This is a genomic window from Ralstonia sp. Ralssp110 (assembly GCF_047325135.1).
GTDB classification, from domain to species: Bacteria; Pseudomonadota; Gammaproteobacteria; order Burkholderiales; family Burkholderiaceae; genus Ralstonia; species Ralstonia mojiangensis.
Map to the genome: position 1 here is coordinate 2,148,481 of NZ_CP168610.1, position 14,341 is coordinate 2,162,821.

The 14,341-nt window shown below is 64.2% G+C and carries 7 protein-coding genes and 1 other RNA gene; 5 read left to right on the forward strand and 3 right to left on the reverse strand.

From position 1 onward, the window contains the following. Window positions 1-31: 31 nt before the first annotated feature. Window positions 32-2,236, reverse strand: a complete 2,205-nt coding sequence (locus tag ACEN9T_RS18960) for a DNA polymerase III subunit gamma/tau (RefSeq protein WP_092971480.1) — start codon at window positions 2,234-2,236, stop codon at window positions 32-34. 126 nt (window positions 2,237-2,362) lie between these two features. On the opposite strand from ACEN9T_RS18960, the gene ffs reads away from it, so the two are divergent. Continuing rightward, an RNA gene (gene ffs / locus ACEN9T_RS18965) (signal recognition particle sRNA small type) lies at window positions 2,363-2,461 on the forward strand. A 54-nt stretch (window positions 2,462-2,515) separates the two neighbouring features. Here ffs and ACEN9T_RS18970 read toward each other — a convergent pair. Continuing rightward, complete coding sequence (locus ACEN9T_RS18970; protein WP_413706756.1) at window positions 2,516-6,037, reverse strand: UvrD-helicase domain-containing protein; 3,522 nt, start codon at window positions 6,035-6,037, stop codon at window positions 2,516-2,518. Continuing rightward, window positions 6,034-8,877 (reverse strand): PD-(D/E)XK nuclease family protein, encoded by a 2,844-nt coding sequence (locus ACEN9T_RS18975; RefSeq protein ID WP_413706757.1) that lies wholly within the window; start codon window positions 8,875-8,877, stop codon window positions 6,034-6,036. Before ACEN9T_RS18975 ends, ACEN9T_RS18970 begins: the two co-directional genes overlap by 4 nt. A 218-nt stretch (window positions 8,878-9,095) precedes the next feature. Here ACEN9T_RS18975 and trxA point away from each other — a divergent pair, with 218 nt between their 5' ends. The 4 genes from trxA to ACEN9T_RS18995 all read left to right on the forward strand — a co-directional run bounded on the left by trxA (window position 9,096) and on the right by ACEN9T_RS18995 (window position 14,302). Further along, window positions 9,096-9,422, forward strand: a complete 327-nt coding sequence (gene trxA, locus ACEN9T_RS18980) for a thioredoxin TrxA (RefSeq protein WP_004626253.1) — start codon at window positions 9,096-9,098, stop codon at window positions 9,420-9,422. 188 nt (window positions 9,423-9,610) lie between these two features. Continuing rightward, entirely contained in the window at window positions 9,611-10,873 is a 1,263-nt protein-coding gene (gene rho, locus ACEN9T_RS18985; RefSeq protein ID WP_004626250.1) for a transcription termination factor Rho, read from the forward strand. A 267-nt stretch (window positions 10,874-11,140) separates the two neighbouring features. Next, window positions 11,141-12,514 (forward strand): sigma 54-interacting transcriptional regulator, encoded by a 1,374-nt coding sequence (locus tag ACEN9T_RS18990; protein ID WP_413706758.1) that lies wholly within the window; start codon window positions 11,141-11,143, stop codon window positions 12,512-12,514. A gap of 1,119 nt (window positions 12,515-13,633) precedes the next feature. Further along, on the forward strand, window positions 13,634-14,302 hold the full coding sequence (locus ACEN9T_RS18995; RefSeq protein WP_092971484.1) for a LuxR C-terminal-related transcriptional regulator: 669 nt from the start codon (window positions 13,634-13,636) through the stop codon (window positions 14,300-14,302). The last annotated feature ends 39 nt before the right edge of the window (window positions 14,303-14,341 follow it).

The following is a 14,341-nucleotide window of genomic DNA, read 5'->3' on the forward strand; positions in this document are numbered from 1 at the left end:
CGGTATTCAATGTTCAGTCTTGGAATGGGGCTCAGTGCGCGTGCGGTTGGATCGAACCGGGGACGACCTGAGCGGCAAAGTCCCGAACCAACGCCTGCACAAACGGGTTGGCGGCGATGGCGTCTTCCGCATTGCGTTGGCGTTCGGCACGCTGCTCGGCATCCAAAGCCGCCGCGGTGGCGCGTGCAGGTCCGATCTCGCACGCCACGCGAACGGGCGTACCGAAATGTTCCGTCAGTGCCGCCTCCAGGCGCTCGACGACGTTGGCATCGGTGAGTGGGGGCAGCGGCACGCGAAGGCGCATCGTGACGCCTTCCACGGCTGCCAACTCGCTCTGGTAAGCCAGCTGTTGGGCCAGACCGCGGATCGGCAGGCTCGCTGCCAGCGCCGGCCAATTGCCGTCGAATGTGGCAAGGCTGCTGGCGCTCAAGTCAGGCGGCGTAGCAGCGGCTACCGGCTCCGGGGCGACCGTCTTGACCGGCACGGGTGCGGCTGCCGGCGTCTCGATCTGTGCTGGACGGGTTGCCGCCGGTTCAGGCGCACCAGGGCGCACGCTCGAAGCGGAATCCCAACCGGCAAAGGCTGCGTCCATCTCTTCAAGCGACGGCGAAGCAAATTCGCCCGGCATTTCATCCCAGGGCGGCGGGCCATCATCGGCGGGCGTGGCAACTGCAACGGGCCGTTCACGGCGTTGCGGCGGGGAAACAGCAGCAGCCGGATTCGGACGTGGACCCGCGACGGGAGCGACGGGAGCAGCAGGACGAGCCACAGGCGCAGGCGCGGCTACCGGTGCAGCAGCAGGCGCCGAAGCACCACCACGGCCCCGGCTTGACGCCTGACGCGCAGCGGCCAACGCTTCCATTGCCGGCGAGCGACGCGCTGGGGCCGCAGCAGCCGGCGTATCTGCAACGGCCGCAGCGGGCGCCGGCGCCGGCGGAGTTGCCTGGTAAGTCGCACGCGGCGCCTCGACCACCGGCTCCGGACGCACCACCACTGGCGCAACCTCAGCAACCGGTGCCGCCACGGGCGCGGTCGCTGTGGCGGCCGGGCGCGTCGATGCGGCCGGCGTTACCGCCAGCGGCATCGCCCGTTTCCCGCCGCCACCGCCTGAAGGCGGCGGCGCGTTCCCACCCGACTGTCCGGGCTGGAACGCCAGCATGCGCAGCAGCGTCATCGTGAAGCCGGCGTATTCGTCCGGCGCAAGCGCCAGTTCGTTCCGGCCCAGGTTGGCAAACTGGTAGAACAGTTGCACCGCCTGCGCGTCGAACCGCTCCGCAAGGCGACGTACATCGTCGGCCTCGGGCCAGTCGTCCTGCACAGCGGCAGGCACGACCTGCGCCAGCGCAATCTTCTGCAGCAAGGATGCAAGATCCTGCAGCGCGCCCGAGAAGCTCAGACTGCGCCCGGCCATCTCGTCGGCGATCGCGACAAGCGCCGCGCCGTTCTCATCGGCCAGCGCATCGAGCAGACGCACAAGGTAGCTTTGATCAATCGCGCCGAGCATGCCCCGTACGGCAGCCTCGCTCACCTCGCCGGCGCTGTACGCGATGGCTTGGTCGGTAAGCGATAGCGCATCGCGCATCGAACCCTGCGCAGCGGCAGCCAACAGACGGAGCGCATTCGGCTCGTGGGCGATGCCCTCTTCGCCAAGAATGCGGTCGAGGTGAGACACGATGTGCCCCGGCGGCATCTGCTTGAGGTTGAACTGCAGGCAACGCGACAGCACCGTCACCGGAATCTTCTGCGGATCGGTGGTCGCGAGAATGAACTTGACGTGCTCGGGCGGTTCTTCCAGCGTCTTCAGCATCGCGTTGAAGGCGTGGTTGGTCAGCATGTGCACTTCGTCGATCATGTAGACCTTGAAGCGGCCGCTGGTTGGCGCGTAGACCGCGCGGTCCAGCAACTGGGCCATCTCGTCGACGCCGCGGTTGGAGGCGGCATCCATCTCGATGTAATCGACAAAGCGCCCGGCATCGATCTCGGTACAGGCGCGGCACACACCGCACGGCTGCGCGGTGATGCCGCCCTGCCCATCCGCGCCGACGCAATTGAGCGATTTAGCAAGGATGCGCGACAGCGTCGTCTTGCCGACACCGCGCGTGCCCGTGAACAGGTATGCGTGATGTAGGCGCTGCTGTTCGAGCGCATGCGTGAGCGCTTTCACCACGTGTTCCTGACCGACCAGCGTGGTGAAATCGCGAGGGCGCCACTTGCGGGCGAGCACTTGATAACTCATGCGGCGGATTGTAGCAAAGCGAGGTGGATTTCCGACGCGGTTTCGGAGGGGTCAACCGCCATGCGCGCCGAGCGAATTGCAAGGATATTCAGGTGGGGACGCGGGAGTCGGTTACAATGCCGGTCGGACGGGCCTCCTCGCATGGTGGCGCGGTCAACCTGGTCAGGTCGGGAACGAAGCAGCCACAGCCGTTTTCCGCCAGTGCCGAGGGTCAGGCTCGTCCCCCTTCTCTTTTCCCCTCTGCATCACCCCTCCCCTTTTTTGTTTTTGCCGCCCGCATCAGAACAGCGCGCCTTGGCTGTCGTCATGTGATGCCTGGACGGGCTTCGGCAACGATTCCAGATCGATCCATTCGCCCTGTGCGGTAGCCACGCCTGCGCGCACGGTGCGCCCTGGATACATCGGCGTGACGGCAGCCACGTAGCCGCGCAACTGATCTGCATAGGCGGCGCGTTCGACCGGCAGCAAGCGCAGCTTGTAGTCGACGACGAGGATGTCGTTGCCGCGTTCAATCAGGCGATCGATGCGCAACAGCGCGCCGTCAGGGCCGAAAAGTTCGATCTCGTTATGCGCGACGTCGAAGCGCACGGGGTCGAAGACATGCGCTAGCGTCTCGGCTGAAAGCATCCGGCGCACGGCATCGGCGGTGCGTGTGGCGTCGGCTTGCGTGACGCCGGTGGCGCTGAACCAGCGCGCGATGGTCTCGGCGTCAGGTGCCTGTTCGGGCAAACCTCGGCGCGTCAGGCGCTCGAGCACCGCATGCAGCAATTCGCCCTGCACGACAGCACCTTGGTCAAAAACGATATCGGCAGCGCCCTCAGCGACAGCGCCGGCAGCGCCAACACGCACCGTCACTGTAAGCGGCGCGCGGAAATCGTGATACGAGACTGCCTCCTGCCCTGATGCACTGACAGCCGCATCGGCTGCGCCATCAACTACCGGAGCGGGTGACGCTACGCCTGCCGCGGCGAGCAGCGTGTACCAGCTCGCCGTGCCGTCCACCTCGGGCGCATCACCTTCGTCGACAGATTGGGCCGCCGTGGCATCACGCTTGTTCGCCACGCCGGACACGATCAGCGCTTGCCGCGCACGCGTCATCGCTACGTAGAGCAGGTTCCAGTTCTCGCGCTCGGCAAGCTCGTTTTCTTGCTTGAAGAGAGGCTCGCGCGCGAGGCCGCGCTCGGACGCCTTGCTGAACGCGGAAAAATGCGCAGGCGCCTGCGCGCCGGGCGGCCAGTCGATCAGGATGCCGGCCGTATCGACACGCGCGTCGCTGTGGTGGCTATCGAGCAGCGCAACGAACGGCGCTTCCAGCCCCTTGGAGGCATGCACGGTCAGGATCTGTACCGCATCAAGACCTTCGCTGGCGACTTCGGCGTCGATTGCATCCGGCACCTCTGTGTCGCCCTGCATGCCTTCGTCAGGGCTTTCGTCCTCGTCACCCTGGCGGATGGCGCGCAGCTCGGCCATGAACTTAGGCAGGCTCGGATAGCGACCACCATCCAGATCGAGCGCGAGCTTCAAAAACGCGTCCAGGTTGGCGAGCACTTGGTCGCGGTTTGCGGCCGGTGCGCGCTCGGCATAGCGGCGCTTGAGTTCGCCGGTGTAGACGATGTGATCGAGTAGATCGTGCACGGGCAGCGTAGGCGCCACCGCCAGCCAGCGCGAGAGCATGCGATGCGCGTAGCGCAAGGTGGCCGCCGCATCAGTCTGGCCGGCCAGCGCTGTCAGGCGCTCCCACCATGTCAATGCGACCGCGCCTTCGCCAAACTGCGCCAGTGCGATGAGGTGGCCGTCCGTGGCGGCGAAGATGGGGCTACGCAGCACATGCGCGAGCGACAAATCGGCCTGCGGCGTCATAAGGAAATCGAGCAGCGCACACAGATCAAGCGCTTCGAGCGTAGCCAGCAAACCGCCACGGCGCGGGCTCAGATACGGCACGCCGGCGTCCCGCAGCGCACGTTCGTAATCGGCGAGATAGCGTTTGCGGCGGACGAGCAATTGGAAATCGCTCCACCGCACGGGGCGCTCGACACCACCTTCGCGAATGCGCTCATTGGCGTGCAATGCGTGCAGGCAAGCGGCCACTTGGCGGCCCTCGGCATATCGCTGTGAATCGCCGGTCTCTTCGCGCGGTTCGGTGAGCGTATCCCGGGGGGCGGTTTCGTCGGCCTGCTCGGCTTCGGACACCGGCACCAGCGGCAACAGCAGCGCCTGCCCAATGGGTGCGTCCACGGCGGTACTTTGCTCGGCGTAGATGGGATAGTCGCCGCGCGCCCGCGCTTGCAAGAACACGGCGTTGACCCACTCCAGCACGGCCGGCGCGTTGCGACGCGTGCGATTGGTACGCAGCACAGTCGCGTTGAATTCCGCAACGAGCATTTCACGCGCAGCGTCGAACAGCCGTGCATCGGCGCGCCGGAAACGATAGATCGATTGCTTAGGATCGCCCACAAGAAACACGCTCGGCTGCGTGCCAGTGCCCGCGTAGCCGGCCAGCCAACCTTGCAGGATGCGCCACTGCATGGGGTTCGTGTCTTGAAACTCGTCGAGCAGCAGATGCTTGTAGCGCGCGTCGAGCCGCACCTGCAGGTAAGCAGCTGTGTCCTCTTGCTGCATCAGGCGCGCCGCTTCCCATTCGAGATCGGTGAAATCCATCGCGCGCGCCTGGCGCTTGTACGCCTGATAGCGATCGATCAACGCGTCGCCCAACGCAAACAATGCTGCGTTGACGGCGCGCACCAGGGCTTCCTGCCGGCGCGCCTGAATTGTCGTCAGCGTTTCGCAGAGCGTGGTGTGCAAGGTCACCAGCGTTTGTGCGTGCTCGTCGCCGACGGCTTTGACGAGTGCCTTGGTCGGTTTGCAGGCGCGTGCCTTGCCGGCCTGCGTGTGGAAAGCGGCGAAGAGCGCATCAAATGCTTGCGCGCGAGCGGCCTCGTCCGACACGTTCATTCCGCGCGCCGCGGTCACCGCCGATTCGATGGTCACCGCGCGCTTGCCCTCGGCCGCACCGCCCCGCCCAAGCCAGCCGGACACGCGCAGCATGTCGGCCAACAACGCCGCATCCTGCAGTGCTTCGATCAGCGGATCGACTGTCGCATCGTCGCCAAGCAGTGCGTCCAACGCATCCAGCGGACGCCCGCCCGCCTGCGACTTGTACGCCCACCAGTCGCTGCGCTGGTGGAACATGGCATCGAGCAGGCGACTGGCCTGAAAATCGCCAACCAGATCGGCAAGCGCTTCGTACGCGGCGCGCAAGTCAGCGTGATCTTCGGCCAGCAAGCCGCGCCAGAAAGGCGCCCAGGCTTCACGCCTCAGCCGCCCGGCATCTTCACGCAACGACGCGCCCTGCTGCACGCCAGACGACAGCGGCGCCCCACGCAGCAGCGACCCGAACCAGCCGTGGAACGTATCAATCGCCATGCGCGATGGTGATTCCAGCACGCGCGCATACAGCCCACGGGCGGTTTCAATCAGTGCGGGCGCATCACGCTCGTCCACCGTGCGGGCGATCAGCTCGCGCACGACGCCCTCATCATCGGCGCTGGCCAGCTGCGCGAGGATGTCGAGCAGACGCTGGCGCATCTCTTCGGCGGCCTTGCGTGTAAACGTGATGGCGAGAACGTCCGACGGCGCGGCGCCTGCCAGCAGCAAACGCAACATGCGCGTGACCAGCAGCCACGTCTTGCCGCTGCCCGCGCACGCTTCCACCACAACGGAGCGCTCCGGGTCGCACGCGGCGCGCGAAAAAGCTTCAGGCGAGACGGGTGCGCCGTCGCGTTCGTAAGCGTGATCGCTCATGCCGCACCCTCCGGCTCGCGCGGTGCGCCGTCTGTCCAATACCCCTTGCGGCAGAGGCCGCGCGCCGCGCAGTAGCGGCACGCCGATTCATCGCCGAACGCAGGCAGCGGTGCACCCGCTGCAAGGGCAGTCATGTCCTTTTGCATCTGTTCGATCAGCCAGTCGACAACCTGCGTGAAGTCGGGCAATGCAACGTCGCGCTTGTCGCCGCGCGCCTCTCCGTCGAGCGAAACCCAGCCGCCCGAATCTGCACGCGCATCGAGCACGCCGTAAAACGGTAGCTGGCAATCCTCAAACGGCGTCTTGGCACGACGCACCAGCACCATTTGCGATTGTGTCTTGTAGTCGAGCACCGCCACGCCGTGTTCGTCGTGCACGTCGATGCGGTCGATGCGACCGCGCAGGCGCAGCGGGCGCTCGTCCGGCAACGTGATGGACGTATCGACATCGACCTCGCCCGCCTCAAAGCGCCAGCCGTCGGCCTCACGCGCGGCCTGCCACGCCAAGTACGACGGCATCACGCCGAGCCAGCGCCGATAGAAGCGCAACGCGTTGCCGTCCTCGGCCAACAGAGGGCCGAACTGTTCGTCGGTGATGGTCTGTAGCAGCCCCTGACGATCGGCCGGATCGTGCATTGGCGCTTCCAGCAACTGCCGGTGAAAGCGATGCAGAATCGCGTGCAAAATTTCGCCGATGTCGCGTTTCTCCAGCTCGTCGGAAACCTCTTCCAACTCGCCCAGCCGCAGCATGCGACCGACGAAAAACTGGTACGGGCAGCGGCGCAGACTGTTGTATGCAGCCGCACTCAGCGTGGACGGCACCAGCGTCGGCGCGGCGGGCGCCGGCATATCGGTTGGCTGGCTCGTCGTCTGCAAACTGGGCAACGAGACCGACGTATCGATACGCACGCCGCTCACCGCCAACCGGCGCTGCAAGCGTTCGAGCCAACCGGAAAGGCGATGCGGCTCCCCGCGTCCGCCGTGGCGTTGCCAGGTCAGCACCACCTCGGGCTGATTGAGCAGCACTTCGGCCAGGTCGCGCGCCTGCTGCGCAAAGCGCTGAGCGCGATCGGGCAAACCGAGCTCACGTCGCACGTCGTTGGAGAAGAACAGCCATTCCGGCTGCGTCGACGGCAACTGCGCATCGTCGCAACCCACCACCACGACGCCATCAAAGCGCCGCATCCGAGCACCATTCAACGGTAGGATGACAACACGCCGGTCCGCTGGCGGTGAAGGCTCGCTGAAGACGGCGGACTCAAGCAGCATCGAGAGCAACGCGCGCCACTCCGTGAGCGAGAACCTCGCACCCGCATCGGTGCTGCCATGTATGGAGATTCGCAGGCGGTCAATCCAATCCAGCAATTGGCGCCCTGCGTCGTCGTTCTGCAAACCGGTGCGCATATGCAGACGATCGAGCGTGCCTGCCAACAGCGTTATCCACGCGTCGAGCGTGGCGCTGCCGGCACGGCGCCACAGCGCCGCTTCGTCGGCCAGCACGCCCAGGCGATCGGCCAGGCGGCTGACCTTTGCTACGCCCTCGGCATCTTCGGCCGGACGACCGGCCACCAGCCGGCGCAGCCGTCCCCAGCCACCCGAAACGTTATGCCGGCGCACCCGGCGCTCCAATTCTGCAACCCATGCGGGCGTGGCGGTGCCGGCGTCGGCATCGCGCAAACAGAACGGGCTTTTGATGAGATCGAGCAGCGCCGCGGTATCGCCATCCCCCTGCACCACGTCGACCCAGCGCATAAGCGCCGCAGCGGCGCGCGTCGTGGAGAGCTTCCAGCCAGTCTCATCGCGCACCGGCACGTTCACACGTGCCAGCAACGCGCGAACACGCCGCGCAACGATGCGATCCTGCGCCACCAACGCCAACGAGCGGCGTCCGGCGTTCAACCAATCGACCAGCGTATGCGCGGCAAAGGCGGCCTCGTCCTCAAAGCGGGCAGCGCCGGCAATGCGCAGGATTGGCGCCGGAATCAGCGCATCGGCACCATCTTCAGGCGCCTGAAAGGGCGTGGCGCATTCGGGCCAGGCGTGCAGCAGCAGATCGCGGAAATCCGCGTGTGTGGAAGGCGCCGCAGACGCGGCGGTTTCAGGCGCGTTCCAGTCATAGCCGATGCTGAGCACCGGCACGCGTTCGGCGGCGCGCTGCAGGAAATCCAGATCGACCGCCTCGGGATCGGTCGGGCTCATCCACACGATCGGCCCGCGTAGTTCGTCCAGCAAGCGGCGCATGGCACGCAACCGCATTGGAATCGGGTCCGCCGCGCCCGAAAGCAACCGCCAGAACGTCAGCACGATGCGCGATTCGGTACCGAGAAAGCGTTCGGACAACTGTGCGTAGGTGCGCTCCAACGCCTCAGCCAGCGCCGACTCCAATTCGTCGGGGCGCCCATCTGCCCCGCTGTGTGCTGCGTCCAGCGTCAGCCAACGTTGCGACAGCTCATCCGACACCGTCACGAGTACCTGCGCCACGCCCCAAAGGGCTGCATCGTCCTGCGCGCCAAGCGCTTCACGCAGCCATGCCTGAGTCTTGAGGGCCTGCTGCACCGCGAGCAGTCGAGACAGCGGCGTGCGCGCCGCGGGCGAATCCGCTTCCGGCGGCAAATCAAGCAGCCAATGCCCCAGCGTCAGAATGCGCGGTAGCAAACGCGGCGCGCCGGCCGCTTGCGCGCTGGCATGCAGAGCACTGCGCACACCCGGAATCTGCGCGGCTGTCGGCACAACAATCGTGGCCGTGCCCGAGGATTGTGCATGCGCATCCAGAAAGCGCCATGCAGCGTCGGCGGCACGGGAAAGGAATGCTGGGCCAGGCGCGAAGGCGAGCGTCTGCATGCGAGGGAATATGGCGATATACCGGAAAGCGAAGACCCTGCGGCTATCGGCGTGATAGGCAGAATCAACGGCTGAATCGATTGAAAATGGGGGCGTCGGTACTATATCAGCAGCACCCGCGCCGACAGTGGTCCCAATACACGCCGGTTCGTGTAATCGTGTAATGTATGGGTTCGGCGCACGTCGCCAGCTTTTACGAAATAACAGAGGTTCCCGCCATGAGCGAACAGATCAAGTATGTGAGCGACGCGTCCTTCGAGGCAGACGTGCTCAAGTCCGACAAACCCGTGCTGGTCGATTTCTGGGCCGAATGGTGCGGCCCCTGCAAAATGATCGCCCCGATCCTGGACGAAGTTTCCAAGGACTACGGCGAAAAGGTGCAGATCGCCAAGATCAACGTCGATGAGAACCAGGGCGTGCCGGCCAAGTTTGGCATTCGCGGCATCCCGACGCTGATTCTGTTCAAGAATGGCGCTGTGGCCGCCCAGAAAGTGGGCGCACTGTCCAAGTCGCAACTGACCGCATTCCTGGACAGCCACCTGTAAGCCATTTTCGGCTGAGGGCGACCCTTCGCGTTGCCCCCCACACACGCTGGCGCACTTCCGCCTGGAAGCTCGCCAGCGTTGTGCTAAGATGGCAGCCAATCTGTTTCCCCGAGCGTTCGCTCGACCGTTCCCCCCTCCCCCGTCTCTCGTTTCGCCGCCCGTTCGGGCCCTTCCCTCATCTTTCGTCTATGCATCTGACAGAACTGAAATCCTTGCACGTGTCCCAATTGCTGGAAATGGCGGGGCAGCTGGAGATCGATAACGCGCAGCGCATGCGCAAACAGGAATTGATGTTTGCCATCCTGAAAAAGAAGGCGAAACAGGGAGAAACGATTTTCGGTGACGGCACGCTTGAAGTGCTGCCTGATGGCTTCGGTTTTCTGCGCTCACCGGAAACTTCGTATCTGGCCAGCACCGACGACATCTATATCAGCCCGTCGCAGATCCGCCGTTTCAATCTGCACACCGGCGACACGATCGAAGGTGAAGTCCGCACGCCCAAGGATGGCGAGCGCTACTTCGCGCTGGTGAAGGTCGACAAGGTCAACACGCAGCCTCCTGAAGCGGTCAAGAACCGCATCATGTTCGAGAACCTGACGCCGCTGCACCCGAACAAGCCGCTCACGCTCGAACGCGACATCAAAGCCGAAGAGAACATCACCGGTCGCATCATCGACATGATTGCCCCGATCGGCCGCGGCCAGCGCGCCTTGCTGGTGGCAAGCCCGAAGTCGGGCAAGACCGTGATGCTGCAGCACATTGCGCACGCCATCGCGACCAACCATCCGGAAGCGGAGCTGTTCGTGCTGCTGATCGACGAGCGTCCGGAAGAAGTGACCGAAATGCAGCGCACCGTGCGCGGCGAAGTGGTGGCATCGACGTTCGATGAGCCTGCCGTGCGTCACGTGCAAGTGGCTGAAATGGTCATCGAAAAGGCCAAACGCCTGGTCGAACTGAAGAAGGACGTGGTGATCGTGCTGGATTCGATCACGCGTCTGGCCCGCGCCTACAACACCGTGGTGCCGACCTCTGGCAAGGTGCTGACCGGCGGTGTCGACGCCAACGCGCTGCAGCGTCCGAAGCGCTTCTTCGGTGCGGCACGTAACCTGGAGGAAGGTGGTTCGCTCACCATCATCGGCACGGCGCTGATCGAAACGGGCAGCCGCATGGACGACGTGATCTACGAAGAATTCAAGGGCACCGGCAACATGGAAGTGCACCTGGAACGCCGCCTGGCAGAGAAGCGCGTCTACCCCGCCATCAACCTGAACAAGTCAGGCACGCGCCGCGAAGAATTGCTGATCAAGCCGGACATCCTGCAGAAGGTGTGGATCCTGCGTAAGTTCATCCATGACATGGATGAAGTCGAGGCGATGGAATTCCTGCTCGACAAACTCAAGACGACCAAGAACAACGCCGAGTTCTTCGACATGATGCGACGCGGCGGCTAAGTCTCCTGCCTGCATAGCGAAAAGCGCACCCATTGTGGTGCGCTTTTTTATTGCTGCGTCAACTGTCTGTTTTTCCAGCGGATTTTCTCGTCAAAGTTGTGAAATTCGCTAGTTCATTTGCATTACAGGTCGGGCGCGCAAGCGTTTGCAACCATCGTCCTTAAACGTCATCGCAAAACAGAAACCCGGCAACCATACTGCAAGCCTGCCCGGGCTGAGCCGCCTCGGCAAAGAAGGAACCACACCAAAAATCGAACGGGGGAAACCATGCGCGAAGAGTCGCTGGAATGTACTGCTGCGTGCCGAACCGTCGTAGTGGCGTCGCGCGCGGGAATGGGGGAGATCGACGAGACGATTCTAGGGGCAGACTGGCACGTGCGGCGCGTAACGTCGATGCGTGAACTGGGCTGCGCCATTCGCGACAGCGCTCCCAAGGCAGGATTGGTCGATTTCGGCAGCGCGTTCTCGGCTGCGGAGCTGGATTTGCTCGAACGCTGCATGCAGGTCTCGCATGTTGGCTGGGTGGCAGCGCTGCCACCGGCCATGTTGAACCAGGAGCGCGTACGCCAGCTGGTGCGCGATTACTGCGTGGACTACGTCCAGATGCCGCTTCGTACGGACGAGGCTGCGTATTCGCTGCGTCACGCCTGGGGCATGGCCTCGCTCGCCCAGGAGGCCACGCCGGCACCGAAGGCCAATCATGCGCACATGCTGGGCGAGTGCCCCGCCATGCACGGACTGTTCCGCGCCATTCGCAAGGTCGCGCAGAATAGTGCGCCGGCCTTTATCGCAGGGGAGTCCGGCACCGGCAAAGAACTGACTGCGCAGGCCATTCACGAAGCCTCCTCGCGCGCGGGCGGGCCGTTCATCGCCATCAACTGCGGTGCGATTCCGCCGCACCTGATCCAGTCGGAATTGTTCGGCTACGAGAAAGGCGCATTTACCGGCGCGCATCAACGTCATATCGGCTGGGTTGAGCATGCCAATGGCGGCACGCTGTTCCTCGATGAAATCGGCGACCTGCCGCTCGAGAGCCAAGTCAGCCTGCTGCGTTTCCTGCAGCAAGGCACGATCACGCGGCTGGGCGGGCACCAGGCGATTCCGCTGGACCTCCGCATCATCTCGGCAACGCACGTGGATCTGGAAGCAGCCCAACATCACGGCGGATTCCGCACCGACCTGTTCCATCGACTGTGCGTGCTGACTTTGTCAGTGCCACCACTGCGCGAGCGCGGCAGCGACATCGTGTTGCTGGCCGAACACATCCTCGCCCAGCACGCCAGCGAAGCCTCGCATCGCATCCGCGGGTTCACGCCCTGCGCGTTGCACGCGATGATGCATTACCCGTGGCCGGGCAACGTACGCGAACTCATCAACCGCGTGCGCCGCGCACTGGTGATGACCGACAACCGCAAGATTTCCGCTGCAGATCTGCACCTCGAAGGCTATGCATCCGTGTCGGGCCAGACGCTCGAAGAAGCGCGCGAAGGCGCCGAGTCGGATGCTATCCGCACGGCTATCGCCCGCAACGGCTTCCATATGGGCATGACGGCACGCGAACTGGCGGTGTCGCGCGTCACGCTGTATCGATTGATGCAGAAGCACGGCATTCGGGCGGAGCATCCGCTGCATCCGGCCTAGCGTGGCAGCTGCGCCCCCAGATGTGTTTTGGGAAAAGGGAGGAACGGCTCGACAGGGCCTGCCTCCCACATTCCTCATCTGATCCCTCCAATACTTGGTTCAATGCGCTGAATTTTGCTGCTGGCCGCCCGAATGGGCCGGCGGCGCCAGTGCTGCAAACGCGGTCAGGTTGGTTTGCATCGGGATCCCGTTCGAGGATGGCCATTGAGAAAAGAGTGCCCGCCGGGGGACGGAGCACGAAACCGTTGAACAGCCGTTACGCCGATGTGTCCGGCGCACGTTGCGAAAGCGCCACATTTTGGTGCGCTCGGGGTCGGGCAACGAGCGACGGTCCCTGCCAAGAGACTGTCGCGGCGCCGGTAACGCGGCGCCATAGCTGGCGTAACCGGAGGCACACCCCACTTCCAGGGGGGTTGCACAAGCCCCGTCGCCGTTGGATTGTTAAGCCACGCATACGACGTACTCAGTTCGCCGTCCGAGAGCGCGGACACGATAGAACCGGTGGATGGATCGAATGCGCGGGTGGGAACAAGACCGAATGCGAGTCGCGCCGGCAACGTATCGGCGAGAACGCTTCGAAGGGCGATCAGCAGTGTGATTGCACGCTGCACGACGAAATCGCCGTCTACTGCGAGCGCAGGCGCCATGGCGGTCATGGCCGTGCGGCTTGCGACCACTCCGGTCTTCTCGACCGTCCACCCGAACGGCAAACGTCGAGCACAGCGCTGCGCGATTGTCGGCATGGCTCGCTCCTCCCCAACGGGTATAGAGCGACATCCATGCCATGACGGCTAACACCTTGTTTTAACGGGATATTTTCCACACGGAGAGCTGTCCAACCCGGCATGGCATGCGATTTTTGTGTCGCGACTGAAACAGCTGTCGCCATGAAAACCGCCGTTATCGGGTACTGGCTTTCCGTTGGTTGAAGTGCGCGCCTTGGCGAACGCTGGGCTACAGTAGCCAAGAGGCAGCAACGAGGGTCCCGGGGCATGGCCGCGGCGGCTGTCATTTTTGACTTCCGCCACTAAAATGATTCGGAACGGGGGTCTGCTCCGGCCTGTATCTCGCCTGGGCGACAAGGATGTTCGCAAGATCGGTAACAGGTCGAGAACAACGATGAACACTGTTTTGATCGAAGCCCATCCGTTGGTGCGCACAGGCATTGCGCACCTGCTACGGGCGCTCAAGGGCGTCACTGGCGTCACAGTCGTCGAACCGGACGAAGGGATGTTCGACGCCATCGAAACCAATGCCGACGCGGGCCTTCTTGTCATCGGCCTTCCGCTGCCACATCTGGACGAGTTGTCGGCCATCGGCGAGATCATGCACCGGCCTCACGCGCGCCACGTGGTCGTGCTGGCCGAATCCGAATCGCCCGACATCATCCGCACGCTCATGCAGATGGGCTTGTCAGGCTACACGCTCAAGCACTCGCCGGGCGAAGTCATTGCGGCTTCGCTGGAGCTGGTGCTGGTGGGCGGTCAATACATTCCGGCCAGCGCGTTGCTGCCAGAATCACGCCTGGATGGCGCGCCCAATCCGGCGCTCGCAGGCGATCCGCAGACCGATCCGAAGCTGCTCGGCATTACGCCGCGCCAGTACGAAATTCTGGTCCTGCTCTCGCGCGGGCATCCAGTCAAGACCATCAGCCGCATGCTGAACATCTCCGAGGCAACGGCCAAGGCGCATATCAGCACGCTGTATCGGCGCCTGAAAGTCCGCAGCCGCACCGAGGCGGTGTACGTCGCCAATCAGCGCGGCGCGCGGCTCCTCTCGGTCGCTTGATCCTCCGACAAGAGCGCACGCGAGCGTCGCAAAGCTGCT